The organism is Chitinophaga sp. YR627, assembly GCF_900114995.1.
Taxonomy (GTDB): domain Bacteria; phylum Bacteroidota; class Bacteroidia; order Chitinophagales; family Chitinophagaceae; genus Chitinophaga.
Genome location: NZ_FOUX01000005.1, coordinates 107,610 through 134,016 on the forward strand (window position 1 = coordinate 107,610; position 26,407 = coordinate 134,016).

At 46.6% G+C, this 26,407-nt stretch carries 19 protein-coding genes; 7 read left to right on the forward strand and 12 right to left on the reverse strand.

Translation table 11 applies throughout. The features are described from left to right. Nucleotides 1-16: 16 nt before the first annotated feature. Together BMZ72_RS25340 and BMZ72_RS25345 are read left to right on the forward strand one after the other, a co-directional pair. Nucleotides 17-610 (forward strand): Crp/Fnr family transcriptional regulator, encoded by a 594-nt coding sequence (locus BMZ72_RS25340; RefSeq protein ID WP_089812495.1) that lies wholly within the window; start codon nucleotides 17-19, stop codon nucleotides 608-610. Nucleotides 611-747: 137 nt separating this feature from the next. Continuing rightward, the gene (locus BMZ72_RS25345; RefSeq protein ID WP_089812496.1) at nucleotides 748-2,898 is read left to right on the forward strand and encodes a GH92 family glycosyl hydrolase; all 2,151 of its coding nucleotides are present in this window, start codon (nucleotides 748-750) and stop codon (nucleotides 2,896-2,898) included. 55 nt (nucleotides 2,899-2,953) lie between these two features. Here BMZ72_RS25345 and BMZ72_RS25350 read toward each other — a convergent pair whose 3' ends face one another. Next, nucleotides 2,954-3,394, reverse strand: a complete 441-nt coding sequence (locus BMZ72_RS25350; protein WP_089812497.1) for a YqgE/AlgH family protein — start codon at nucleotides 3,392-3,394, stop codon at nucleotides 2,954-2,956. A 73-nt stretch (nucleotides 3,395-3,467) separates the two neighbouring features. On the opposite strand from BMZ72_RS25350, the gene BMZ72_RS25355 reads away from it, so the two are divergent. Then, nucleotides 3,468-3,848, forward strand: a complete 381-nt coding sequence (locus BMZ72_RS25355) for a VOC family protein (RefSeq protein ID WP_089812498.1) — start codon at nucleotides 3,468-3,470, stop codon at nucleotides 3,846-3,848. An 84-nt stretch (nucleotides 3,849-3,932) separates the two neighbouring features. Beyond that, nucleotides 3,933-5,138, forward strand: coding sequence for an acetyltransferase domain-containing protein (locus BMZ72_RS25360; protein ID WP_089812499.1), 1,206 nt, complete (start codon nucleotides 3,933-3,935; stop codon nucleotides 5,136-5,138). A gap of 107 nt (nucleotides 5,139-5,245) precedes the next feature. Here BMZ72_RS25360 and BMZ72_RS25365 read toward each other — a convergent pair whose 3' ends face one another. Continuing rightward, the gene (locus BMZ72_RS25365; protein WP_089812500.1) at nucleotides 5,246-6,091 is read right to left on the reverse strand and encodes an AraC family transcriptional regulator; all 846 of its coding nucleotides are present in this window, start codon (nucleotides 6,089-6,091) and stop codon (nucleotides 5,246-5,248) included. A 29-nt stretch (nucleotides 6,092-6,120) separates the two neighbouring features. Beyond that, nucleotides 6,121-6,603: a lipocalin-like domain-containing protein gene (locus BMZ72_RS25370; RefSeq protein WP_089812501.1), complete on the reverse strand. Its 483-nt coding sequence runs from the start codon at nucleotides 6,601-6,603 to the stop codon at nucleotides 6,121-6,123. A 191-nt stretch (nucleotides 6,604-6,794) separates the two neighbouring features. Between BMZ72_RS25370 and BMZ72_RS25375 the strand changes: the two genes are divergently transcribed. From BMZ72_RS25375 to BMZ72_RS25385, 3 genes are all read left to right on the forward strand, one after another. Beyond that, nucleotides 6,795-7,364 carry a Crp/Fnr family transcriptional regulator gene (locus BMZ72_RS25375; protein ID WP_089812502.1) on the forward strand — a complete coding sequence of 190 codons (570 nt, stop codon included), beginning with the start codon at nucleotides 6,795-6,797 and terminating at the stop codon, nucleotides 7,362-7,364. Between the two features lie 88 nt (nucleotides 7,365-7,452). After that, nucleotides 7,453-8,715 carry an adenylosuccinate synthase gene (locus tag BMZ72_RS25380; protein ID WP_089812503.1) on the forward strand — a complete coding sequence of 421 codons (1,263 nt, stop codon included), beginning with the start codon at nucleotides 7,453-7,455 and terminating at the stop codon, nucleotides 8,713-8,715. Nucleotides 8,716-8,881: 166 nt separating this feature from the next. Beyond that, the gene (locus BMZ72_RS25385) at nucleotides 8,882-9,964 is read left to right on the forward strand and encodes a hypothetical protein (RefSeq protein WP_089812504.1); all 1,083 of its coding nucleotides are present in this window, start codon (nucleotides 8,882-8,884) and stop codon (nucleotides 9,962-9,964) included. 233 nt (nucleotides 9,965-10,197) lie between these two features. On the opposite strand, the gene BMZ72_RS25390 is transcribed toward BMZ72_RS25385, so the two are convergent. From BMZ72_RS25390 to BMZ72_RS25430, 9 genes are all read right to left on the reverse strand, one after another. After that, nucleotides 10,198-12,201 carry a GxGYxYP domain-containing protein gene (locus BMZ72_RS25390; protein ID WP_089812505.1) on the reverse strand — a complete coding sequence of 668 codons (2,004 nt, stop codon included), beginning with the start codon at nucleotides 12,199-12,201 and terminating at the stop codon, nucleotides 10,198-10,200. A gap of 179 nt (nucleotides 12,202-12,380) precedes the next feature. Beyond that, nucleotides 12,381-13,079: a hypothetical protein gene (locus BMZ72_RS25395; protein ID WP_143087787.1), complete on the reverse strand. Its 699-nt coding sequence runs from the start codon at nucleotides 13,077-13,079 to the stop codon at nucleotides 12,381-12,383. Nucleotides 13,080-13,116: 37 nt separating this feature from the next. Then, a complete protein-coding gene (locus BMZ72_RS25400; RefSeq protein ID WP_089812507.1) occupies nucleotides 13,117-14,739 on the reverse strand; it encodes an alpha-amylase family protein in 1,623 nt (540 codons plus the stop codon). 57 nt (nucleotides 14,740-14,796) lie between these two features. Continuing rightward, complete coding sequence (locus BMZ72_RS25405; RefSeq protein WP_089812508.1) at nucleotides 14,797-16,395, reverse strand: solute:sodium symporter family transporter; 1,599 nt, start codon at nucleotides 16,393-16,395, stop codon at nucleotides 14,797-14,799. A 4-nt stretch (nucleotides 16,396-16,399) separates the two neighbouring features. Next, a complete protein-coding gene (locus BMZ72_RS25410) occupies nucleotides 16,400-17,419 on the reverse strand; it encodes a substrate-binding domain-containing protein (RefSeq protein ID WP_089813800.1) in 1,020 nt (339 codons plus the stop codon). Between the two features lie 38 nt (nucleotides 17,420-17,457). Beyond that, nucleotides 17,458-19,638 (reverse strand): alpha-galactosidase, encoded by a 2,181-nt coding sequence (locus BMZ72_RS25415; protein ID WP_089812509.1) that lies wholly within the window; start codon nucleotides 19,636-19,638, stop codon nucleotides 17,458-17,460. A gap of 22 nt (nucleotides 19,639-19,660) precedes the next feature. Next, on the reverse strand, nucleotides 19,661-21,661 hold the full coding sequence (locus BMZ72_RS25420; protein WP_089812510.1) for an alpha-galactosidase: 2,001 nt from the start codon (nucleotides 21,659-21,661) through the stop codon (nucleotides 19,661-19,663). A 60-nt stretch (nucleotides 21,662-21,721) separates the two neighbouring features. Further along, nucleotides 21,722-23,284: a RagB/SusD family nutrient uptake outer membrane protein gene (locus BMZ72_RS25425; RefSeq protein ID WP_089812511.1), complete on the reverse strand. Its 1,563-nt coding sequence runs from the start codon at nucleotides 23,282-23,284 to the stop codon at nucleotides 21,722-21,724. Nucleotides 23,285-23,304: 20 nt separating this feature from the next. Continuing rightward, nucleotides 23,305-26,397, reverse strand: a complete 3,093-nt coding sequence (locus BMZ72_RS25430; protein WP_255373290.1) for a SusC/RagA family TonB-linked outer membrane protein — start codon at nucleotides 26,395-26,397, stop codon at nucleotides 23,305-23,307. Nucleotides 26,398-26,407 lie beyond the last annotated feature (10 nt).

Here is a 26,407-nt window from a genome sequence, read left to right on the forward strand (position 1 = left end):
GAAAGGGTATCTATCAATGTTTGAGACATTCGAAGCATATATCACCGCAAAGGGACATTTTACCAGGGAAGAGCTGCAGCTCATGCGCTCGCTGGCAATTGTAAAAAAGTACCGCAGAAGACAACTGCTGCTCAAGGAAGGAGAGATCTGTCAGTATAAAATGTTTATCACAAAAGGACTATTAAAAACCTACTGTCTGAAAAACGACGGTACGGAACATATCATGCGCTTCGCCCCGGAAAACACCTGGACGACCGACCATGAAAGCTTCTCCAAACTAATCCCTTCCAAATGTAATATCGAAGCCCTGGAGCCTACAGAGGTACTTTTATGGACACAGGACAGTCTGGACAGGATCATGAAAGCAATACCCGCGTTCAGGACCTATCTTGATGCGCTGATCTCCAATACCCTGAATTCCAGTTACGAAAGAATACTCATGAACATCAGTTATACGTCGGAAGAAAAGTACCAGGACTTCATCAGCACCTTTCCGGATATCTTCAGAAGAGTACCCCTGCATATGGTGGCCTCCTATCTGGGCGTTTCAAGGGAGACCCTGAGCAGGATAAGGCATGCGCAGCTGAAGCAACAGAAGCAGGAGCCTTAGCCTCCGGAAATAGACATTTCTACGCCGCTTATACCATCCTCCACCAGTTTTTCCATAAAAAGTTAGGATTTCTCTGCCCTGGTGCCTATTTTGGTGCCACAGGTCCATTTAATTGAATTTTCCACAAACATCCTATCATGACAAAAAGAACAGGTTTTCTTTTACTGACACTCCTATTAGCCCGAACGAACGGCTGGAGCCAGGCGGCGCCACCAAAGTATACTTCATACGTCAATACATTCATTGGTACAGCACCCCTGACAGACCCAAAGATCCTTGGCTACAAACTGCCGGATGGCTGGCGTTCATGGGCTGGTCTGACATTCCCTGGCAGCTCCCTCCCGAATGCGATGGTGCAGTTAAGTCCGATGACGGAATACGGCTCCGGAGCAGGGTATGAATACGAAGACAATATCATTTACAGCTTTACCCATACGAACAAAGGCCACTGGAACCTCTGTAATATTCCGGTACTGCCGATGTCAAATCCAACAGCGCCTTTTAAGTCAAAGTTCTCTCACCAGCAAGAAAGTGCGTCACCTGGTTACTACCAGGTGTACCTGGAAGACTATGACGTGAATGTCAGCCTGACCTCCACCCTGCGCTGCGGATTTCATAAATATGAATATAAAAATGAGACCGACAGACAGATCCTCTTCGACCTTGCTAAATCCAACAACAGGATCTCCGAATGGCATATCGAACAGGCAGGAGATTTTGCCGTAAAGGGATATCAACGGGCAGGTGGCAATATCTACTTCTACGCAGTGCTGAATAACAAGATCGGTCAGCTGGAAAAGAAAGCAGAAAGCACCCATGATGGATATGCCATCGTTCACCTGGCAGATGGTAACAAAGGACCGGTAGAAATGAAAATAGGCTTGTCCTTTGTCAGCACAGAAAACGCCAGACAAAACCTGGAACAGGAAATAGGCCAGCATTCCTTTGACGATATCCGCCAGGAAGCGACTGACAAATGGGAAAAACTGCTGTCTGCCGTAGATATAAAAGGTGGTACCGAAAAACAGCGGACCATGTTCTATTCCTGCTTGTACAGGTCATTCCTCTGGCCAGCGTTACGCAGCGATATAAACGGGGAATTTACAGATGCCAAAGGCAAAGTGGTAAAAGCGGATTTCAACTATTATACAGAACCATCTCTCTGGGATACCTACCGCAATAAGGATGTACTGCTGGGACTCATCTCTCCGCAGGTAACACTGGACGTCATCAAATCCATGAAAGACGTAGGTGATAAAACAGGCTTTATCCCCACCTTCTTCCATGGCGACCATGGCACGTCTTCTATTGCAGGCGCTTACCTGAGAGGGATCGATAATTTTGATATAAAGGGTACCTACGCCACTTTGCTGAGAAATGCCAATGAAGCAAATGGCGCCAGACCTTTTGTAAAGGAATACATTGCAAAAGGATATATCTCCGATCCGGATGTTGCGAACCCGCATGTTGAAACAAAAGCAAAAGCAGGTGTGTCCAAGACACTGGAATATTCTTATGATGATTATTCCCTGGCACAGATTGCCAAAAAACTGGGCGATACGGCGAACTACCGTATCCTGATGGCACGTTCAAAGAACTATAAGAACATGTTTGATCCTTCTACCCGTTTTATGAGAGGCAGACTGGAAAATGGTGAATGGATCAAAAATTTCAATCCGCAGTACCCTTACTATGAATATATGTACAGGGAAGCAAACGCATGGCAGGTCTCTTTCTTTGCACCACATGATATGCCGGGACTGATCAAGCTATATGGAGGTCCGAAACCTTTCGAATCAAAACTGGACTCACTGTTTACTGTGCCATGGAATCCAAACTATATTGCCAGAAACGTAGAAACCATGATCGGTCAGTATTGCCACGGTAATCAGCCTGACCACGAAGCGCCTTTTGCTTATTATTTCATCAACAAGCCGGAGAAGTCACAGAAGATCATTGATACGATCCTGAATAGTCTGTATGGTGTGGGAGATGATGGTATCGCGCTTTGCGGTATGGATGATGCGGGAGAAATGTCAGCATGGTATGTATTCTCTGCTGCCGGTCTGTATACCTTCTCCGCCACTGATCCGGAATACCTGGTAACAGTACCGCTGTTTGATGAAGTGAAATGGAGGACGAGCACCAACAGGATCCTGACCATTACCCACCAGGGCAAAGGCAGAAAGATGACAGCAATTAAAGTGAATGGCAAACCAATTAAAGGGTATTTCGTACCACACGACCTGTTCAAAAACGGGGGGAAAATTGAGGTGGTAACAAAGTAATCATCACTGTAAATAAAAACGCTCTGATCATACGATCAGAGCGTTTTTTTATATGCTAAAACAACTTGCCGGTTTGTGTGACACGCCAGCTGCCTTCATCGATCTCTTCATCTAATTCCTTATCATCCCAGCCACAATAGCCAATGAAGATCTTGATATCCTGTTCAGTCAGCGTATGATCATTGATATGCTTCACAGCGGCCTGGAAATCGCCACCCAGGAAGATATTATCTCCTACCTGCTCTCCACCGCTGATCAGGTCAGGACGCTGGTGGATGAAGAAAAGGTGCTCCTTATCTACCGGTCCGCCTTCCCATAAAGGGAAGTCCCTTCCGTGACTGAACTCTTCCAGTTCGTTCAGCTTACGCGGGAAGCGGTTGTTGACAATGAAACCCATTGCTCCCTTTTCGTTATACTCGGTAATATAGATCACCGTACTTTCGAAAACGGATCTCTCCAGTAAAGAAGTGCTGTTTATAAATATGCCTGCCTTCATATACTGAAGGTAACATAAAGTTGTTGTTACTTTGTCGCAGTGATCAATATTCTTTCACCCAAAAAGCAGCACAATGAAAATAGACAGACTGGACCACCTGGTACTGACAGTAAAGGATATAGCAGCTACTATTCACTTTTACACGACCGTGCTGGGTATGCAGGCCGAGACATTCGGACAGGGCAGAAAAGCGCTTAAATTTGGCATTCAGAAGATCAACTTACATGAAGCAGGCAATGAGTTTGAACCAAAAGCAAATACGCCTGTACCTGGTTCGGCAGATCTCTGTTTTATCACCACGACACCAATCGATGAGGTAGAAGCCATCCTGCACGCCAGAAATGTGCCTTTAATCGAGAGTCAGGTAGAACGTACCGGCGCCACAGGAAAGATCATCTCTATCTACTTCCGGGATCCGGACCAGAACCTCATTGAGGTAAGTAATTACATGTAGATAAAAATATTCATTTCTATTTAGCGTAGCTTAGCAGCCGGAACCACCAAACCATTTTGTACACTAAAAACAGCTGCTAAGACTATGGGAGCTTCCCTGACGGCCGGCAAAAGCCGCCGTATTGAATCGATTGATCTATTGCGTGGCATTATCATGATTATCATGTCGCTGGATCACGTACGCGACTATTTTCATGCATTTTCCTATTTACACGATCCAACCGACCTGCCGCATACCACCGCGCCTATTTTCCTGACCCGCTGGATCACACATTACTGTGCGCCAACCTTTATGCTGCTGGCAGGTATCTCTGCCTGCCTGTACGGCGGGAAAAACGGACGGAAAGCGCTTTCTTACTTTCTGCTGACAAGAGGCCTCTGGCTGGTGATCGTGGAGTTGTTCATTATTACCCTGGCCTGGACCTTCAATCCGCACTACCCGGCCTTTATACTACAGGTAATCTGGGCGTTCGGTATCAGTATGATCACACTGTCTCTGCTAATCCATCTGCCACGTAAAATACTTCTGCCACTAGGTATACTGCTGGTAGCAGCCCATAATCTGTTTGATAACGTGCATGTTACCGGTAATACACTGGCTGCATTCGGTTGGGCTGTATTGCATGAACCGAACTTCGGCGGACTACACTTCGGTCCTTTCAACCCCATTATTGGTTATCCGGTAATGCCATGGTTAGGCATCATTACACTGGGCTATTGCCTGGGTAGCCTGTATATGCCGGACGTAACACCCGAAAAACGGCAGCAATCCCTGCGTAACCTCGGTATCGGCAGTATCGTATTGTTTATTGTGCTTCGCTGGACCAACTTCTATGGCGATCATTCCCCCTGGTCCGTGCAGGAGAACTGGATGCTGACGCTCTTCTCTTTTGTCAATGTGACCAAATATCCGCCATCACTGCTCTTTGTACTGATGACGATGGGACCTTCACTCCTGTTCCTGGCGTATGCTGAACGTCCGCTGAATAAGGTCACCGCCGCACTGACCGTATTCGGCAGAGTACCAATGTTCTTCTACCTCCTGCATATTCCACTGATACATGGATTGGCAGTTATCGCAGCTGTTCTCACCGGACACCCGGCATCAGATATGGTGAACCTGACCACCTGGGTGACCTCCAACGAGAAACTCCAGGGCTATGGGTTTTCATTGCCAGTGGTATATCTGGTTTGGATAGTCGTGATCGCCTTATTGTATCCGCTTTGTCTGCGCTTCAGTAAATACAAACAGGCGAATCAGGCGACGAAGAAGTGGCTGAGTTATTTTTAAGCCTACATACGCGCTCCTGTACTAAACAAGAAAGCCAACGTATTAATTCCTAGCCGGATTTACTACGTTGGCTTTCTTGTGGATGTGCGATAAGCACAACAATACTTTTAGCTGAGAACTGCATATTGTTTTCTATACGCACTCGGACTCATACCCTTTATCTTTTTAAAGGTCCGGTTCAGGTGACTTTCATCCGTAAAGTTCAGTTCATGCGCAATCTCCGTGATCCGCATATCACTATGGAGTAATCTTGTTTCTATCAGCCTTACCTTGTAGTGTGTGATATAATCCTGTAAGGTATCCCCTGTTTGCTTTTTAAAATACCTGCCCAGGTAGTTCAGCGCGATGTTAAAATGAGCGCTCAGCTTCTCCGCACTCAGCATCTCCGGTTCGAAAATATGCTGTTGTATGAAATGTAACATATCCAGCACCAGTTCACCTGTATTCTCCTTGATGTTCTTGGGCAATTTCAGCGCAATATTTCTCGCCACGATCGTAATGATGGTATTGACTATCTGCGCCGTAATACGCCCGTAATAGATCTGCTGATGCTCCTGCTCTGCAATAATGCTTTCTACGAGAGAGGCGATCAAAGGTTTATCTGTTTTGTTTTTAAGGATACATCCCGGCCGGTGACTGGCATTCTGTAAAATGCTTTCAATACAATGGATCGCTTCCGCATCATGCGGCGATTTATCGCGCACATAATACTCATTGAACCGGATAAAGAAGAACCGGGTGGGTGCGTTGATATCAAATGAGTAGCTATCCTGAGGGGTCAGCAGAAAAAGATTCCCTTTCCGGTAAGAGAACTGATTACCATTTACATACTGTATACCGTTACCGGCTACAACATAGATCAGTTCAAAGAAAGTGATCTTCCGCTTTTTTACAGGAAAGGACTCCATCTCTCTTACGTCGATCTCGAAAGGTTTGTACAGGGTCTCTTTCATGATCGTAAGTTACCGAATTAGCACAGGATTCAGCGGATACGTCTGAAAACAGAAATGGGTACCTCCCCATTGGGGCGGGGTGGTAATTGCCAGCTAAGCTGGTCTTCCTTCAGCGTGAAAGCATTTTCCCGGGTAGTACCGTCTGCATTCGGGAAACTGGCCTTATCAATATGGAAGCGGATCGTCCCCTTTGCCGGATCAACCTCATAGGTCCCGAAATGACAGCTCATACTCAGCACCGCATCGCGGTATTCCTCAGGCGTGCCTTTCTCCCTGTCTTTTGAAGCAAAAGGCATCCGTTGCTCACGGAAGATCTCTACTGTATAATGTCCATCTGCAGTGAATATGGCGATGCCATGCGGATTTGCGCCATAATCTCTTTCCTGCTTACCATCCGGCATGATCTTATCAGCAGCTGTCAGTTGCCAGGTACCTGTCAGTTGTTGTCCGGTCGCCGGTAAAGCAATATAAGCACCCAGTGTAGTCAGAAATAAAGGAAGTATGTTTTTCATCTATCATCAGATCGTGCAGGTAAATGGCTGCACTGACCCCACAAAACTAGGCTGCCCCATGCGCCCTTACCTGTAAGATTTTACTAAAAATCTGTACATTCCGGTAAGTATAAGCAGTATTCCGGCGCATGGACGGCAATTTCTTGTCAAATGACAATACGTTATATCCCGGAGCAACGTAATTTTCAGTAATGGAACAACTCATCGCATATGTGGAACAGTTCGGTCAGCTGACTGCCGCGCAGAAAGGTCTGGTCCTCGCCGGTGTGGAAGAACAAACCATTCCGAAGGGAAACTATTTCGTAGAATCAGGAAAGATCAGTGCGTCCATTGGCTTCGTGTATGATGGCATTTTCCGTTCCTGCTATTACAATAAACAGGGCGACAGTTTTACCCGGTACTTTATTTATGAAGGCCGCTTTGTAGGAGATATCAATGGCTTTCTTGACAGAACACCCTCTTCAGAATATATCGAAGCGATTACCGATGCGAAACTCTGGGTGATCAGCAGGGAATACTTTGCCTTACTGGAATCACAGATCCCTGCCTGGGCGCAACTGCTTGCCCGGCTTAATTCATCTGTACTGGAGAACAAAATGCGGGCGGTCAGTAATATGCTGACCCAGGACGCACAAACCCGTTACCTCAACTTCCTGGAACATTATCCCGGATTAGCCAATCGTGTGCCACAGTCTATGCTGGCCTCCTATCTCGGTATCACGCCCTCCTCACTCAGCCGTATCCGGAAAAATATCACCTGAGCCTTTTTCTTGTCAAATGGCAATACGATTCTTGTCGCCCGCCCTCAACTTTGTGCTGTCTTTAATCAACGAATGAACAGCATCAATTATGAAACTGGATATTGTCTTAGGTCTTCAGTGGGGAGACGAAGGAAAAGGTAAGATCGTGGATGTGCTTGCGCCGGAATATGGTATGGTCGCACGTTTTCACGGTGGTTCAAATGCCGGACATACACTTGTTTTCGAAGGAAAGAAAATGGTGCTCAACACGGTACCCGCTGGTATATTCAATCAGCAGACAGCCAACATTATCGGCAGCGGTGTCGTACTGGATGTACTGGCCTTTCATCAGGAAGTAAGCAGCTTACAGGCCAACGGATATCCTGTGGCCGAATGGCAGAATTTGTCTATCTCACGCAAGGCGCATCTTCTGTTACCCACACACCGTTTGATGGACAGACTCTCTGAAGAAGCCCTGGGACTGCAAAAGATCGGTTCTACACAAAAGGGGATCAGCCTGGCGTATGCGGATAAAATATTACGGCGTGGATTGCGTGCCGGAGACATCCTCTTACCAGATTTCGAAGAGAAGTGTAAAGGATTATTATCGGCACACGCACAGGAGATAAAAACACGCTATCAGCAAAACATAGATATAAATGTCTTGTATGCAGAGATACAGGAAGCGCTGAAAACCGTATTACTATTCCCAGTCATCGACACAGAATCCGGCGTCAATCAATATCTCAATAAAGGTGGTAAGGTACTCGCAGAAGGCGCGCAGGGCACTTTACTCGATATAGACCATGGTACTTATCCATACGTCACCTCCTCCAGTACCACAGCAGCAGGCGCCTGTTCCGGTTTAGGTATCGCTCCACAGAGAGTTGGAGATGTATATGGCATCTTCAAAGCATATACGACACGTGTAGGTAATGGTCCTTTCCCCACAGAACTGACAGATGAAACAGGCGAATTACTACGTACAAAAGGTCATGAATTCGGCGCTGTCACCAAACGTCCGCGACGCACAGGATGGCTGGATCTTCCTTATCTGAAATATGCTATACTACTGAATGGTGTTACACAACTTGTCTTGACAAAACTGGATGTATTACAGGGAATGGAACAGATAGCAGTATGTACACATTACAGCGAAACAGATGGTATATCATTTCCGCCATATACATCAGATTCGACGCCTGTATATCATATACTCAAGGGTTGGGATGAAGACCTGACCAACATTCGCAGTAAAGATCAGTTACCGGAAGCATGTCTTGCATACATTGCATTTCTGGAAGAACAATTACAACTACCTATCCGGTATATATCAGTGGGACCAGACAGAGCGCAGATGATTGTTGTATAAACAATTAAAAATGAAGATGTGGTATGCAGCGAAGTTCTCCGCGTAAACGTGTAATTCATACACTCAAACTTTTCTCCTTTCAGGATTAACCAGTGGTTAACAACCACTTATATGATTATGTCTTTACTTTTGCACTGTCCCTCGTGAAGTTGTTAAAGTATGATGTATGAAATTAATTATTGCCTTTGCCATCTTTTCGCTTCAGTGTGCCGTAGCGTTTGCACAGACCACTGATACAGCGTCCCGTAATACCGGTACTACGCTGACGCCAGTTATTATCAGATTAAATTTTCAGCCTGAGAAAAAGTATCAATGTTCATTTCCTGTAAGGGATGTTGAAGTGATGATCGCTAACGGAGATACTACCCGTCTTGGCTTCGTACAGACGGGTGTGAACAACAAACTGAGAGAAGCACGTCCTGACAGGCCTCTCCAACAGTACATACACGACTACATCCAGGATACATACAAAGAACAATACAAAAGCGAAGCACCGCACCTGTTAATCGTCATTAAATATTTCCGCATCGGCGAGCGTACAGGTATAGGCAGAGAAAAAGCCTTTGTAAGGCTGAAAGCAGACGCTTTCAGATCAGATGATAATATGTCGTATCAGCTTGCCTGTACTTTCGATACCGTACTGGAAAGAAAAGGTGCTGATGTTACAAAACGATTCAGTCAATATATAGGAGAATCCATCAATCTTTTAATGGCAGCAGCAGATAAACAATCAGTTGCATCCCGCAAATATCCCAGAGAGGAGATCGTTAAACGGGAATTACGTCTCTATGACGCGCCTGCCTATAATATGGAGAATTATAAAGACGGCGTGTATCTGACATACAATGAGTTTATCAATAATGCGCCTTCCATAACGGCATTTAAGCCGCTTTTTGAGGCCAACTGGGCGAAGATATACGCGCTCAACCGGGATAGCAGCAGTACGACGCTTATTCCCGCTCCATGGGGTATGTGTTATAAAGGACAATTGTACCTCTATGCGCAGCGCAATCTGATACCGTTCTCCCGTGATGGACGAGCCTTCATATTCCGTCAATATCTGCGTACAGAGGACCGGAATAAAGCAGTTGCATTGGCATCTGCGGCGAAAGCCGGACTGGTAGGACTGGCAGCGCCAAATCCAATGTTCAGTCAGAATATTATGAATGTCACCGACATTCCGCATATCGAAGGCATTTTGCCTGAAGCGACGACGATAGATCCTTTCAGCGGAAAGCTGATGTTTTAAAACAATTAAGAATTAAAAATTAAGGATTAAGAATTATCGCGGAGATCTGTGCGAATGAAGCATAGTATTGAATAACTATTAATGATAAAAGAGAAGGGCGTAGACTTAACTGGTCAACGCCCTTCTCTTTATATGTCTTAAAGAATCCGCTGACAATAATCATCTGATGAAGACTTTATTTACAGCAATTCTTAATTCTTAATTTTTAATTCTTAATTCTCTCTCTCTCCTGCCTACTGCGGATTCACCGTCAAACCATTCGCCTCTCTCATCAACTGGAATATATGATCCGGTCTTACCACCTGATAATTCGTATTCAGTGAATTAGCGACATTCTTAAAGCTGGTTGGCGTCACGTTTGTCCAGGGTTGCGCCTGTATAATGATAAAACGTGGAGAAGCACCGTTCCAGCCGGCAGCAGCACTCGCGATATGGTCCTTCATGGCCTGTTCATTCGTACAATAGTTACAGGAAAGCGCCATACCCGGCATACTGTTATTATAGATGGTCATACCTCCACCGGTATTCTGTGCGGTCAGTCCCAATGTGTAAGGTGCATTGGTAGCAAATGATTGTCCGACGTTCTGATTAATACCTCCGGTGATGGTATTCCAGATCGTAATCACCCGGAATCCTGCACGACGGTTATAATTTTCTGTCTTGGCAACAAACTGGTCCAGCGCCGCCTGGTTAGGCCAGTTATTAGGATAGGTATATCCATAACCGGAAGGACCAGAGATCAGGTTATCATTATTTGTTGCACTCTGGTAATAGTAGTTCAGTGCTCCAGGCATGGCATCCAGCATGGCAGGTGACAATGTCCATCCTATCGGTACAGCGCCACGGTCAGGGTTATTCCACAGCTTACGCATCAGGTGTTCAACATACTGCAGGTTGTCTCCATCACTCAGGATAAAGGCTACATACAGTTTGTTTTGCAAGGCAGGTTTTGCCGGCATCGGTTTCACATTCACGGTTCTGGAAGTACCACTATGGACGGTAAGGTTAGTGGCCCAGTCACTCGCAATGGTAGCGATACCATATTGTGACGCCCTTTGTACACCCGGTGCTTCTTCCGGCCACCAGCCCATGTAGTTGGAGCCGGCAGGCATGGAACTCAGGAAGCTGTTCAGCAAAGTGCTTTCAGCAGCGATATTCGGATCGAGCCAGATAGTTGCCAGTCCGGTAGCTACCGCATACTCACGTAATGCCGCTTTATGTGCATCCGGGTTCAGACCAATTAATACGCGGTGATCAAGGTTTGGCCAGTAAGTATTATATAGTGCCTGATATACCGCCAGTTTGCTGCTGTACTGTCCACGTAGGTCCAGCAGGATAGGCAGGTTATAAGGTGCAGCCTGCAGCCGGGATAGGAGCAGCGGAGAGGCGATCAACGCTTTCTTGTCTTTGGCCAGTACGGTTGCCAGGTTGACGGTATGGATCTGGTTAGGATCATATACGATCAGACCTGAGATCTCATTACGGTACCTGGTGATAAGGTCCCATTTATTGCTGACCTCATTCCAGTTCAAACCCAGGGATTGCAGCCAGGTATACTGTCCTTCTGCGAAGGCATCTCCTTCATAGGAAAAGAGACGTGGTTGTGTCCTGTTGACAATTCCTTTCAGGGACGCAAAAAGGTACATCTCTGCGGAAGAACCGTTTTGCTGTACACCGACCCAGTCTACTTTCGTATAGGAAGTACCCCTCCAGTATACGCGTAATTCGATCGACTGGTTATTAGCCGGCATGGTAAAGGGCAGGGTGATACTCGTGTAGTCTCCCGCTATAGGGAACTGTTTACGGGTAACCGCCCTGGAAGCCAGGATCTGGCCCGTTGTGGCATTTCTGACGTCGATATCCACCACAGGATCATCATTGGCGGTGTTGTTATCGACCTTCATTCTGAATTCGGCTACGTTAGGACCGGCAGGAATGCTCATGTCATAGGGGCCATAGATCATGTGCTCATCGGCAGCATCAATGCCCGTCTGACAAAGCCAGCCGTCCGACTCCAGCCTTCCCGTCTTATGACTGAGACTGGAGCCCTCTCCTTCCCAGCGGGTAGAAGATTCACGTAAAATAAACAGGTCCTGCGTTTGCGCTGTTGAGGGAAACGAGGGCAGCAGTTGTCCCTGTGGCCAGGATATCTGGGCCACTACCGGCGTGATGAACAACTGAAATAAAAGTACCAGTGCTGTTGCCATGCGAACAGACAGGTTCAAAGGTTTGATCATAGGTCAACTCTTTAACGGTTAATGAATTAAAACATGTAAGGAGAAAGGCAGGAAAGTATAATGCACGTGGAAGCAACATACTTTTCAATTGGAACTAAAAGTGGTTAACAATAATGAATACCAGGAATAAATATACAAAAAAACAACAGCGGAACAAGTTAAATATACGCGCCTGCGAGTCAGTTAAGATTCAGGCCAACCGTCAACCCCAACCAGGGTTTGCGATTGTATATCCAATATTTACGATGATTGTTCAACATGTGGTCAAAACCACCGGCAAGACCAAATGTCAGATTATTATAACCGGCAAGGACAGTGACACCCCAGGGGATAATAACTGCATCATATTCATTTTCAATCCTGTTAGCTGTAACTGAGGGGTTCATCACAGCGGAACCTATACCTGTAAAAACACCATAACTCAAGCCGTAATGCTGTACGGATGTATTATCGATCCCCAGTGCATTACGATGCCTGGAAAGGCGGTAATAATCAGTACGGCGGCCGGCATAAAGGCCGCCATTTATGGTAGCATTGAGTTGCGACGGAATACCCGCCTGCGGGGCACGAAACTTTAGCGGTATGCTGATCAGATCAATGTCGAGTGAGGACTTTTCAAAACGGTAATGCTTATCAGCTGCGTGCGCCGTATCCCCCAACGATATTGTCTGGTAATGAACCGTATCATAACTACCTGCCAGTTGCTGATTATAGATCTTAATTTGTGTATCATCCACCTGCACATAGGCCCTGCCTTTAAAGGCAGTTGATTTCATCTTATAAACACCATCTGAAAAAAGATATTTGGGGTTTTGCTTTGCGGGCACACAGGCAGATGTAAATGCTATCCCAACAAGCAACAGGTAACTTGTCCTCATAGCGCCAAGTTACTAAATACATTGATTATAAATCATATCATCCTGCCCTGAACCAACGATAACCGTAAGCCTCGAGGGTAATCGTATGCCGTCCTTTTTCATCTTCTATACTTTCGATATTATTCATCACATCAACCAGTCTGCGCGTACCCGCATTTTTTGCCAGAAATACAAGCTCCTGAGGTTTTTCGCTGAAATTGTGCCAGATAAATAGCCGGCGCTCATTCCACTGGTAGTACATACCCAATATATGATCATAGCCAGTTTGTATGATCTGCCATTCGCCATTACCGATTTCCGGACACTCTCTTCTGAGACGGATCATTGACGTCATCCAGTTCAGCATAGAATCGCTCTCCCGGCGCTGTGTCTCCACATTAATATGAACATAGGAATAATATCCGTCATCAATCACCGGATGCAGTAATTTGTCTGCCTTCGAGAAACCTGCCTGATACTCCCCTGACCATTGCATAGGAGTTCTTACACTGTTTCTGTCATCCAGTGCCAGGTTATCGCCCATTCCAATTTCATCACCATAACGGAGCACCGGGGTGCCCGGCAGTGAGAACATTACACTATAGGCCAGTTCATTCTGTTGTCTGCTTCCTAACATTGGCCCCAGTCTCCGCCGTATACCTCTGAAATACAACTGCATATTCTCATCTGGAGCAAAACGCAGGAAAACCTCCTCTCTTTCTTTTTCAGTTAATCTCCCCAGGTCCAGCTCATCATGGTTACGAAGAAAATGTGCCCACTGGGGAGTAGATGAGGTTAATCTTGTCTGCTCAAGCGCTTTGATCAGCGGCGCCGTTTTACAGGTCGCCAGCGCATAAAACAGGTATTGATTCACAAAAAAGTTAAACATCAGGTGTATACCATCACTGTTTTCACCGAAATATTTCATGCTGTCTTTCGGTAGCACATTCGCTTCTCCCAGCAACACCGCATCTCCTTTTCTCCACTGAAGAAAACGGCGCATTTCTTTTAAGTAATTAAAGTTCATTTTGGGCTTCTTCTTCCCGGGTGCAGGCGATTCCAATATAAACGGAACAGCATCTACACGAAAACCAGCTACCCCTAATTGTAACCAATAGCCCATAATGCGGGTAATCTCTTCCCTTACAGCAGGATTGTCCGTATTAAGATCCGGCTCAAATTCATGGAACCTGTGAAAGTAATAGGTCCGGCTTTGCTTATCCAGCGTCCAGGTAGCTTTCTGTACACCGGGAAAAACCATCCCCTCATCCCAGTCCGATGGCTTCTTATCCGACCACACATACCAGTCACGTTTAGGGTTATCCTTCGACGAACGGGCCATCTGAAACCAGGGATGTTTATCCGAAGTATGATTGACGACCAGATCAATGATCACCTTTATCCCTAATTTATCCGCTTTGTGCATAAAATCTACAAAATCACCACTGGAACCGTGCCTGGGATCCACACCATAATAATCCTGTATATCATAGCCATTATCTTTGTTAGGAGTTGGCTGAAAAGGAGCAAGCCATACAGTATCAACGCCCATCGCGTGAAGATAATCGAGACGGTTGCAAAGGCCCGCAAAATCTCCGGTACCATCATTATTGCCATCCATAAAGGTTTCGAGGTCAAGACTGTAAATAACCGAGTTTTTATACCAGAGATCGTCCATCATATGCGGGAGTTTTGATGAACAACCAAACAAAAGCAATGCCTGAGCAGCTTTATCTTATTATTTCGCCAGTCCGAGGGGAGAAAAAATCACAAACAAGGCTACCATTGCCAGTAACAGCAACGCAGTATAAATATGTCGCTGCTTCCATGGTTGCAGGTCCACCACATTATTCCATTGCTGTACAAAAGGTTCCTTACGGGGCGCAATAGCAGCTATTCCTAACATCAGTAATACCGTCACCACAAACAGGATAGACAGGACATGCAGGAAGTGTAGCCCCGTATCCACGATAAACTGTGCTATGGAATAAGTAAGGATAAAGAATGTCAGTCCGATCTTGGCCGCAATGGCCGGCATCCGCTTATGGACCAGTCCCAGGAGCAGGATAGTGAAAATAGGCACACTAAAAAGACCACTGACCATCTGGATATAGGTATATAAGCCCTGCTGCGCAAAAACGATAAAGGGGGCGATAACCATCGCCAACAGACAAACCAGCAACTCGAAACGCCTGCTGACACGCACCAGCTGGCGTTCACTCACTGCCTCCTGCCGCCATGCCTTAAAGGGCTTATAAAGGTTGAGTACAAACAGGGTGCTGGTACTGTTCAAACCCGCATTAAAAGTGGTCAGCGCAGCCCCGAAAGTGATAGCGGCAATAAAGCCGGTTAGCATCGGGGAACACACATCACTCACGATTTTCGGGAAGACTTCCGCCGTATTCGTCATATGCGGGTACAGCAATACTGCTATCAGACCAGGTATATTCAGCAGCAGCGGAGAAATGATCTTTCCCACACTGGCAACGGCTATCCCTTTCTGGCTTTCCGCCAGACTCCGGGAGGCTAGTGCCTGTTGTACAATGTATTGTTCCGTACCCCAGTAGTAAAGGTTCACCAGGAACATACCGGTAAAGATGGTAGGAAAAGGAACGGCATCCTGCGGACCGCCGATCGCATTAAAATGATCCCTGCGGGAAGCCAGTAATATATCCAGCCCCGTGCCGGCAGAACCATGTCCCAGGTATTTCAGGGCGGCATAAGGCAGTAAAATACCCCCTGCAAACATCCCTACTCCCAGCACAGTATCTGAGATAGCTACGGCTTTCAGTCCGCCGAGGATCGTATACAGACAGCCGATAAACCCGATCAGCCATACCAGTATCCAGATCGTGACCCAGTAATCAATATGCAGGGTCTCTGATACCCGGAACAGGCCGTTAAAAGAAATAGCGCCACTGTATAATACAGAGGGCAGCATATTGACAATATAGCTGATAAGGAAGATCACCGACACGAATCGCTTCGTGCCGGTGTCATATCTTTCTTCGAGAAAATCGGGTGTAGTAGAAATACCGCTGCGCAGGTACACCGGCATAATGAACTCGGATACCAGCAACATGGCAAATACCGAGGATAGCCCCCAGGCCATGACGCTCATATTATTGGTATAGACAAGCTCATTCTCACCAATAAATTGTACTGCGCTGATATTTGTAAAGAACAGGGCGCCACCGACAACGAGGAAACCCAGGTTACGATTGGCGAAAAAGAGGCCCGCGGCAGTCTGCAGGTTTTCTCTCCGGGTTTTATACCAGGAAATCAAAGCCACAAGGATGGTTACCAGCAGAAAACTCAGTAAAGCCCCAACATTCATATTATCATAGAGAGTTACGTCGGATCAGGTTGGTGGGTAGCACCTGGTGCACCGGTTCCCGGCTCAGGACTGCCTGTGCAGCCCGTTTACCCATCTCGCTGAAACTGACCGAGTAGGTCGTAATACCATTACCGACAAGCTCCTTTACAGGCTCGTCATTATGGGAAAGAATGCCTATATCCTTTCCCGGTTCTATTTTTCGTGCATTGCAATCCCTTAACAGGTTCCACAACTCAGCATTCTCATTCACATAATAGACTACTCCTTTTTCTACTGAGCCGGGTTCATATTCACGTAGCACCTCTCCTTTGATAGCGTGCTGCTCCGTGAAGTTCCGGAAAGATCTGACAATTTCCGGAGGAAACAATGAATCCGGATTATGAAAGAAGACCATCTTATCAAATTGTTTGATCACGTCTGCCAGTTCTTCAAAGATATGATAGGAAGATTGTTCAAATTCCTGTACCACATAATTAAAATCTCCTTCCAGCGGTTCGTAACGGTCAAACATGAGCAGTTTCTGACGCGGGATCGTATTCAGCAACTCCCGGGTACGGGGATGATGAATAGGAGAAATGACATACATACCATAGTGTCTGTTCTTCACCAGCGAGAACATGGTCTCAAACACCTCAATGTTCCCGTGGTGAAAAAACACGTCCAGGTGAACGTCTGCACCGAGTTCGTTGCGGAAGCTACGGTAAAACTGTTCCTGAAAAGTATCGATCGTATACATCAGCAGCGCTACCTTCAGCGATTGCTTCGTATTATCATCAGCAACAAAGTAACCAAGGCGGTTCTTGGCCTCGATCAGACCACGGTTCTGCAGTTCACGGTAACCCTTGATCACCGTTTCCCGGGCAAACCCCAGTCCGGAGATCATCGAATTTACCGAAGGCAGTGCGTCTCCCACACAAATGATCCGGTCATTGATCGCATTGACAATGCCCTCGACAAAACGCTCATGCTTGGAATAAGAAGGCACCTCATCCAGCTCCTGTATCTTTTCAAAAATTGTCTTCATCACTTCATAGTTGTTTATGCATTTAGCACGTCTCGCCATTATTCTACGACTTCCAGTTCCAGTATGCGGCTATGCAATTTAGTCGAAGTAAATAAATCCAGTCCGATTTTCATCAGGTAATCTCCGGAATACACCTTTCCGTTGAATGCATCTGCAGGGTTATGACCCGGCATGAGGTTGATTTCCTTTACGCGGTATTTCGCGGCAGGGTTCAGTCCCTGGCATTGTACCGTTTGCAGGATCTCGGAATAACGGGGGAAGATATCATATGCGTATACCAGTGCCTGTTTCTTAGACTGGCTCACATACATCACAGCCGAATGGTTACCTTCGTAAGGAGATACCAGTCTGTACTGGTCGCCATCGTAGTTTATATTTTTCAGTCTGTCGTAGTTCGCCACTGCCTCTTTACAGAAAGTCTGTTCTTCCGCACGCAGTTCCTTTATATTGATATCGAAGCCCAGTTTACACTGCATGGCTACGTCTACACGGAATTTGATGCTGGCATCATGGTTCCAGCTGGTTACGTGTGCCGCCATGGATTTTGCCGGGAAGAACTGCGAATAACCCCACTGAATATATAAGCGTTCTATCGGATCGGTATTATCGCTTGGCCAGAATTCAGTGAAATAACGCAGTCCTTCATAGTCTGTTCGGCCTCCACCACCGGAACAGAGCATCATCGGCAGATTAGGATATTTATCTTTGATACGGTCCAGTACTTTGTACAGACCACGTACATACTCTATGTAAAGGTTACCCTGTTTTTCCTTCAGATAAGGAGAATAGATATTGGTGATCGGACTGTTACAATCCCATTTCATATAAGCCAGATCAGGATTCTCTGTCATCAGGTGATCTACTACATTGAATACGTGGTCCTGTACTGCCGGATTGCTCAGGTCCAGTACCAGCTGATTACGGAAATAGTAGCGTTCACGGTTAGGCAGCATGATCACCCAGTCAGGATGTTTCTCAAAGAGCTCACTCTTCGCACTCACCATCTCAGGCTCGATCCAGATACCGAATTTCACACCGGTGGTTTTAGCTGCTTTTACCAGGGCAGGTATCCCGTTTGGCAGTTTATTGGCAGTAGGCGCCCAGTCACCCAGACCCTGGGTATCGTTATGACGGGGATATTTATTGGCAAACCATCCATCGTCCAGCAGGAACATGTCTGCTCCCAGGTATTTGGTTTCTTCGATCAGCCCTTTCAGCTTCTCTTCATTAAAGTCAAAACCGGTTGATTCCCAGTTATTCAGCAGGGTCATACGATCGCCGTTACCATCTTTCAGACGGTAGTTACGCGCCCAGCGTTGCAGATCGCGGCTACCTTTACCTGTACCCTGATCGCTCAGCGTGAAGATGAAAGAAGGCGTGGTAAACACCTTTCCCGGATCCAGGCTATACTCAGAAGCGAACGGGTTGATACCGGAGATCACGCGTAGGTTGTTCTCATTATCTACTTCGAATGTAAAGCGGAAGTTACCGGTCCATGCGAGGGTACCCATCAGTACCTGTCCGTCGTTTTCACGCGGCTTATCACCCAGACCTACGGTAAAGAACGGAGATACAAACAGGTCCGCTCTGGAGCCCAGTTTGGAATCAACCATCTTTTTACCAAAAGCCAGCGGTGTAGTGGTCATATTTACTTCTTTCGCCCAGTCTCCACTGAATTCAGTCAGGAAGTACTGACTGCGTTTCCAGTATAACATGGAAGAAGCGTAGTTATTGATGCTAACTGCTTTCTTCTCGTTGTGGCTGATCTCTGTCCAGGATTCAATGATATTATCCTTCGCAAATGTGCGGTAGAAGAGTTTTACCTGTACAGGATACAGATCGTCTTTCAGTGTGATAACCGTTTCGGTCACATCGTCAGAAACTTTCTTTTCTGTATGAGAAACATATTTCAGCACGGTTGCCTGGTTACCATCATTATGACGGATACCGAAGGCTGGTTCGAAATAGGTTTCTGTGCCGGATACAGGATAGGCTTCCCATGCCTGTCCGTCACTCTTGCCCTTCATATTGGCGGTCAGATGATTGTAATCATCTGCTACAGCCAGACGCGGGCCGAGATACAGTTGAAACAACCGTCCGTTCTGGGCGGTCTGTAATACCAGTTCTGTCTCTTTAGTGGCAATGTGGATCGTCTCCGCGCTCGCGGAAAGGGTTATAACAACCAGGAAAAACAAAATGGATAATATCTTTCTGCTCATGGATACAAGTTATTAATCTGCTTTATTTGCTATTGATTTTCAAAAAAAGAACGTCTTTGGCCGGAATCGTCAGTGTGCTGGTGGCATCGACATCAGCATGTGACCAGAGGTTGCGTACTCCGTACTGTTTAGCAGGGTTCAGGCCCAGTCTCTCCAGTGGCAGTTGTATACTACGTGGCTCTTCTGTATAGTTGAAAACGGCATAGTAGGTGTTACCCTTTGCATCAGTCAGCACAAACTGGTTTTCAGAACGTTCGTCTGTTCCTTCCACCGGACGGAAGCTGTGGCCCATGGCAGCAGCATTCACTTCGGCATTGGTTAAGAATTGCTTCGCTTTTGTTTTTCCTTCCTCACTACCTTCTTTACTGAAATCATCGCCGGCAATGAATAAACCGGTGATCACGGCAGAGGTCACGCGGGCACGGTTCTCTCCTTCTGATGCCTGCTGGAGCACAACGTGGTCAGCATCATTGAACTGGTAGATCTTATTGATCCACCATCCGTAGGAAACCGCATTCAGGGTATATTCTGTGTCCTTTATCTTATTCCAGGCATCACAGGCGATACGGCGGGACTGTGCATACTGGGCAGGGAATATCGGTGCAATGGACAGGTTGATGTACATATCACCAAAGTATTTGTCCAGCAGCTGCATACCATAATTGTAGGCTGCGATACCGGATCTCACCTGGGGATTGTACCACTTGTCTGCATTGATAGCCCCATGCGCCATAAAGTCAACCTTCACATACTGGAAACCACAACGATGGAACAGGTCAGCCACCTTTTTCATACGCTGCTCAATGGCAGGATGAGTAGGGTCTATAGCATAGGCGCCGTCAAGGTCTTGCGGCTGACCATTTGCATAAAGATAAACATCTTTGAATTTATATTCAGGTGCTTCTTTGATGCTTCTGTCCGGGCTTTTACCCCAGTCGGTGAACGGTGTCCAGTAGATGCCTGCGATCTGGCCATTGGCCTTACAGTGTTTTACAAAGTCCTTCAGTTGTTCTTCGCTGAAACGGTCCCAGCCCGAGTCCAGTCCGATCACTATTTCGTTGTCTTTGTTCACAAAGTGCTGCGGCTGGAGATTTTGATGGAAGAAATCGGATACTTCCAGTGCTTTCTCATAACTGATATTGAACTGTAATACCCCCCAGCTATTCCAGCCCATCGGCATTGCCTTTTTCCAGGCTCTTGGCGGAGCGATGACCGCATTCGCAGCACCATAAGCATCCATACCATTACGCCAGTCGGTGAATACACCCAGCATCACTTTAGGAGAACGGATCAGACGACCTTCCTTTGCACCATGCGGTACCAGGTCGCGGGTAGTGGAATCAGCAGCGCCACCATAGCAGGTCAGTGTGTAGGCAGCCCCGTTTTCGGCTTTGTTCATGATAACAGCTGATTTCCAGAAGTCGTGTTCCACAGAACCGACTACAAGCCCCTGACGGGAATTACCGTTAAAAACAGCGGTTGCCTCGTAGCTGGTTAAAGTAGTAAAGTCCAGTGGATGGGACTGAAAGCGGATCCATTTGTCATTGTCAAACGGAATAAAAAGTGCGCGTTTGTCACCTGTACCCAGTACCTGAGTCATGTCTTCCAGATTTACCGGCGCCATATAATTGGACGCTATGCTGCCGGAGCGCGCTTGTAAAGTAAAGTCAGTCAGCAGGTAATCTTTGCCTGCGTACTGATAAAAAGATTGTACCAGTGTTGGTAATTTCTCAGCATAATAAGTGACCTGTAACAGTGAGCCTTTTCCGAAAGCGTCATTCAGTGGCTTCACTACGATTGTGTTGCGCGCGTAGTCTTTGGTGGTGATCAGTTGCCCATTCCATTTAAAGGAAGCATACTGGAGGAGATCCACGTTACCGGCTGCTCTTTTGAGACGCAGCGTCTTACTGGTTTTTTCATATACTATTTTCCAGTCGGTCGGTGTGCCTGCCTGTAAGGCTCCCGAGATTAGCATGATCACCGCAAACATCAACAGCGGCGTAATCCGTGATATATTTCTCATAATAATATTAAAAGCAGGCCAGCTGCTACCTGCAACGGCCTGCTTCTTTAAAAATAATGATTAACGATAACCTGGATTCTGATCTGCCGGAGTAATATCCGGGTTCAGTTTCATTTCCGCATCCGGAATCGGGAATAAAGTGTTGAATGCCTGTATGGTACCTGATTGTTTGGTCCATTTGTTACGGGCTTTCACCAATTCCACGTATTTGCCTGTACGGATCAGGTCAATACGGCGCCAGTCTTCTGCGAACAGCTCACGCATACGCTCGTCCAGAATAGCAGTACGGAACGCATCCTGTGACATGGCTTTCCATTTTCTTTCTTCTGGCAATACACCACCCCATGCACGTGCTCTTACTTCATTCACAACGATAATTGCCTCTGCACCACGATTCAGTTCATTGAGACATTCTGCATAACTTAACTTAGCATCTGCCAGGCGAAGTACCGGAATATTTTTACCGGAGTTCCACATGTTATTGATCTTGTTTTCGGTATGCTTGTCGGTACGGAAATCTTCATACTTTTTCACGTGTGGCAGTAACTCATCATAGTCATTACCCAGATCTTCCCATTTCAGCGGATCCAGATTTGGTACTTCACCATAATAAGTGAAGTCGTAACGGATCGCTTCAAAACGGCGCTGATCACCAGGCTCCCATACACCACCGCTATCTACAGAAGAATAAGCGTAATGCGTAGGTACCAGTTTATCATAACCAGAGTAGTAACAACCATCGCCAAAGAAAGCCTGTACTGCACGGGAACCTATCTGGAACTGTATTTTGTTATTGTTTGGATATACCGGACTAAACTGGAATTCCAGGACTGCCTCAGCCGTGTTTGGTGTAGCATAATCAAACAGGTTCTTGTAAGGCACCAGGGAATAATCACCCATCATCTTTTCGAAGCAGGCAGCTGCTTTGGTAAAGTCACGCAGACCAGTACTTACCGGTGCTGACATATACGCCTTACCCAGCATCATCCAGGCTGCACCTGAAGTTGCACGTCCCGGATCGTTTGTCTTAGGACAGTTGTCCGCTGCACGCTGAAGATCTGCAATGATAAACTCCCATACATCTTTTAACGGCTGACGGCGACCACCCAGTTCACTTGCACGTGCCGGATCAGAAATAGGAATTTCGCCCCAGTACATCGCCAGTTGAAAATCGAGGAAACCACGTATGAAAGATGCCTCACCTAATAATTTCGCCTCACGGGAGCCTGGTTCCACCGGATTGGCACTAAGCCCTCTTACTATTTTAGCGGACTCTGTCACCATTGGCCAGCGGATGTTCCACTGATTAGTAATATGTCCCTGCGAAGAGTTCAGGTTACCATCAAAACGGTCCAGACCACCTTTACTCGCGTCACTTTTCATCTGTAAAGCGCCCTGTTGGGTTTCATCCGTCCCCATCATCGGGATAAGTCCCTGCTCATCTGTACGGATCCCCTTCCAGTTAGCGTAAATACCTTTGAGACTTGTTTCCACGAGATTTACGTCAGAGTATACCTGGCTTTCATCCAGTTTGGTCAGACTCTTTTCGTCGAGGAAGTTGCTACAGGAAGCTGAAAACATTGCAATACCTGCAGCCAGCGTCCATTTTATTGTGCTTTTCATAATAATCTAGCAGTTGAAGTTTAGAAACCTACATTCAATCCTAATACATACATTTTCACCGGAGGATAACCGTAGTCGCCTGTTTCCGGGTCCATACCCTTGTACTTTGTGATACAGAACAGGTTAGAACCTGTTGCATACAGACGCAGGTTGTTCATTTTCCAGCTGCTCAGCATTTTCTCAGGCAGGGTGTAAGACAGCGTGAGTGCAGAGAGACGCAGGAATGAAGCGTTCTGGATAGCGTAGTCCAGATCGGACGGATTAAAACGGTTGTAGCTGGTGTTGCCGATCACACGTGGAACAGTCGTATTGGTATGTTCTGGCGTCCAGCGGTTCAGTAGATCCACAGATGCCATACTTTCACCTATACTGTTAGCCAGACCTTCGTAATAGCTGCTGATCTTTTTAGCACCGTATGAGTAAGTGAACATTGCGCTCACGGAGAATGCTTTGTAACCGAGATTGGTAGAGAAACCACCATAGAATTTAGGATCTGATTTCGCTACGACAGTTCTGTCATAGGTCTGGTCCACTACACCATCAGGTACACCATTAGGACCGGAGATATCTTTTGCAAACAGGTCGCCCGGATTAACGGTCTTACCATTGTAGTTGATATTTTCCCAGTCACGACGGTTAGATTCCTGTGCAATACCACCAGATCTCAGGGTGTAGATGCTATGGATAGACTGACCCAGGAAGATATTACCTTCACGCTGGATGGAGTTTTCGTAGAGATTATAGATCTCTGTAGCATTACCATACAGACGGGTCACTTTGTTCTTATCGAAGGAGATATTAGCTGATACGTTCCAGTTAAAGTTTTTCGTCTGGATCACCTCACCATTCACAGCGAACTCCATACCCTTGTTATTTACACGGCCAACGTTCTCCCACTGTTTATTATAACCGGAAGTAAGTGCCAGAGAACGGTCCAGTAACAGGTTATCGTTATTGATGTAGAAGAAGTCAGCAGTTACAGTCAACCTTGATTTCAGGAAGCCCATATCCAGACCCAGGTTGGTCTGTTTCTGTTTTTCCCAGGTGATGTTCGGATTACCACGACGACCATCATTTGCGATCAGCGCATTACCGTTATCGATCTTGGAACCGTACAATGTCTGGAAAGCGTAGTTACCGATATCCTGGTTACCTACAACACCATAACCTGCACGCAGTTTCAACTGTGTGAATACAGGTACATCCTTCATGAAATCTTCCTTGATGATATCCCATGCAGCAGACATGGATGGGAAGATACCCCAGCGATTGCCGGAAGCGAAACGGGAAGAACCATCATAACGTGCGGTAGCGGTCAGGTGATATTTGTCTTTAAAGCTATAGTTTACACGACCGATGAAAGACATCAGACTGTAAGCGTAGAAGTCAGAACCAATTACACCTTTTTCCAGTGCAGCAGCGCCACCCAGGTCATAATAACCCAGATCATCACTTGCAAAACGATCGCCCTGTGCTTTGGTATAGTTAGAAGAACGTTTGCTGGAGCTGGTACCCACTAACGCGGTCAGTTTGTGATCAGTTCCCAACATGGTATTATATGTCAGGGTGTTATCCCACTGCCAGTAAGTATCGCTCCATCTTTCATGTTTAGCACGCGCATCGCCATTGTAGTGACGGATCGCTTCCTGTATGTTGTGTGGTGTGAATTCGAACCAGTCCTGTGCACCATAGTCCAGGGAATAGCTGGAACGGAAGTTCAGGCCTTTTATTGGAGAGATATCTACATAGTTGGCAGTAGTTACACGGCTACGTGCACGATCACGCTGCATCAGCAGTGAGTTGAACGGGTTGAAGTCGTTGTTGTTCTGCTCACCATGTGAACGGTAATACAGTGTCAGGTAGTCGTAGGTAAAACGCGTAGCCGGATCGCGGTAAGGCGCATAGTCCAGCAGCGGGTTACCATTCAGTGCTTTACCATATACATCATCAGATGGCATACCATCGTTGAGACGGGTGAAGCCAGTGTTGGTACCTACCTTTAACCATTTCTTGATATTGTATTCGGCATTGAAACGGCCGGTATATTTTTTCTGGTCAGTATTTTCTACCACACCTTTAACACCTGCGTAACCAAGGCTGAGATAGAAGATACCACGATCAGATCCACCGGAGAAGCTCAAAGCATGGTTCTGCTGGAAGCCGGTACGAGTCACCTGATCGAGCCAGTTAAAGCTCTGGTTTTTGTTGTGGGTATCGAACTCCTGATTAGAGAAAGCGATGTTTGTCTTCATCAGGGTGTTATCGATATAATCCTGGCGGTTTGCGTTCGGATTATCTTTCATATAACCGTTCGCATAAGCATCTATACGCAGATCGAACAGTTGCTGTGCATTCATTGTTTTAGGAATGCGGGTGAAATCAGACACACCAGCCCAGGCATCGTAGGTCACAAGACCATCACCACCTCTGCGCTGACCTTTCTTGGTCGTGATCACCACAACGCCGTTTGCACCGCGGGAACCGTACAACGCTGTTGCAGAAGCGTCTTTCAGTACCTGTACGGAAGCAACGTCATTGACGTTTACGGAGTTAAAGCCACCCTGGTTATTTTCCATGATGACACCATCCACAACGTAGATCGGAGAAGAACCAGCATTAATGGTATTGATACCACGTACTCTGATGGTCGCATCGTCACTTGGACGGGTACCATTACTTACGAATACGCCGGCAGCATTACCCTGTAAAGCCTGATTAATGTTGGTGGCAGGACGCTCCAGCAGTTTCCTGGAGTCTACTGTAGCAACCGCACCGGTCAGGTCAGACTTTTTCATGCTGGCGCCCACTACGACCACTTCATCCACATTGGCCGTAGCCTGTTGCAGTTTGACAGAGAGTGGCTGTGAGCCGGAGAAAACGACTGTTTGAGTTTCAAATCCCAGGAAGCTGAATTCCAGTGTACCTTTTCCTTCTGCATTCAGAGAGAATGCGCCTTTCAGGTCAGTTACAGTACCGGTTTTGGTTCCAGTCAGCTTCACCGATACACCGGGAAGCGCTTGTCCCTGAATGTCTGTGACGGTCCCGGAAATTTTGCCGCTCTGGGCAAATGAAGGCATGGCGCCGGTCAGCATAGCTATGAAGGACAGGAGCATCCATAGCCTC

Bases quoted from the DNA above. Each gene is read 5' to 3' on its own strand.
- BMZ72_RS25360 (WP_089812499.1), top strand. From the start codon at position 3,933: ATGGGAGCTTCCCTGACGGCCGGCAAAAGCCGCCGTATTGAATCGATT.
- BMZ72_RS25410 (WP_089813800.1), bottom strand. From the start codon at position 17,419: ATGAAGACAATTTTTGAAAAGATACAGGAGCTGGATGAGGTGCCTTCT.
- BMZ72_RS25350 (WP_089812497.1), bottom strand. From the start codon at position 3,394: ATGAAGGCAGGCATATTTATAAACAGCACTTCTTTACTGGAGAGATCC.
- BMZ72_RS25390 (WP_089812505.1), bottom strand. From the start codon at position 12,201: ATGATCAAACCTTTGAACCTGTCTGTTCGCATGGCAACAGCACTGGTA.
- BMZ72_RS25345 (WP_089812496.1), top strand. From the start codon at position 748: ATGACAAAAAGAACAGGTTTTCTTTTACTGACACTCCTATTAGCCCGA.
- BMZ72_RS25395 (WP_143087787.1), bottom strand. From the start codon at position 13,079: ATGAGGACAAGTTACCTGTTGCTTGTTGGGATAGCATTTACATCTGCC.
- BMZ72_RS25425 (WP_089812511.1), bottom strand. From the start codon at position 23,284: ATGAAAAGCACAATAAAATGGACGCTGGCTGCAGGTATTGCAATGTTT.
- BMZ72_RS25420 (WP_089812510.1), bottom strand. From the start codon at position 21,661: ATGAGAAATATATCACGGATTACGCCGCTGTTGATGTTTGCGGTGATC.
- BMZ72_RS25365 (WP_089812500.1), bottom strand. From the start codon at position 6,091: ATGAAAGAGACCCTGTACAAACCTTTCGAGATCGACGTAAGAGAGATG.
- BMZ72_RS25405 (WP_089812508.1), bottom strand. From the start codon at position 16,395: ATGAATGTTGGGGCTTTACTGAGTTTTCTGCTGGTAACCATCCTTGTG.
- BMZ72_RS25375 (WP_089812502.1), top strand. From the start codon at position 6,795: ATGGAACAACTCATCGCATATGTGGAACAGTTCGGTCAGCTGACTGCC.
- BMZ72_RS25400 (WP_089812507.1), bottom strand. From the start codon at position 14,739: ATGATGGACGATCTCTGGTATAAAAACTCGGTTATTTACAGTCTTGAC.
- BMZ72_RS25340 (WP_089812495.1), top strand. From the start codon at position 17: ATGTTTGAGACATTCGAAGCATATATCACCGCAAAGGGACATTTTACC.
- BMZ72_RS25415 (WP_089812509.1), bottom strand. From the start codon at position 19,638: ATGAGCAGAAAGATATTATCCATTTTGTTTTTCCTGGTTGTTATAACC.
- BMZ72_RS25370 (WP_089812501.1), bottom strand. From the start codon at position 6,603: ATGAAAAACATACTTCCTTTATTTCTGACTACACTGGGTGCTTATATT.
- BMZ72_RS25355 (WP_089812498.1), top strand. From the start codon at position 3,468: ATGAAAATAGACAGACTGGACCACCTGGTACTGACAGTAAAGGATATA.
- BMZ72_RS25380 (WP_089812503.1), top strand. From the start codon at position 7,453: ATGAAACTGGATATTGTCTTAGGTCTTCAGTGGGGAGACGAAGGAAAA.
- BMZ72_RS25430 (WP_255373290.1), bottom strand. From the start codon at position 26,397: ATGCTCCTGTCCTTCATAGCTATGCTGACCGGCGCCATGCCTTCATTT.
- BMZ72_RS25385 (WP_089812504.1), top strand. From the start codon at position 8,882: ATGAAATTAATTATTGCCTTTGCCATCTTTTCGCTTCAGTGTGCCGTA.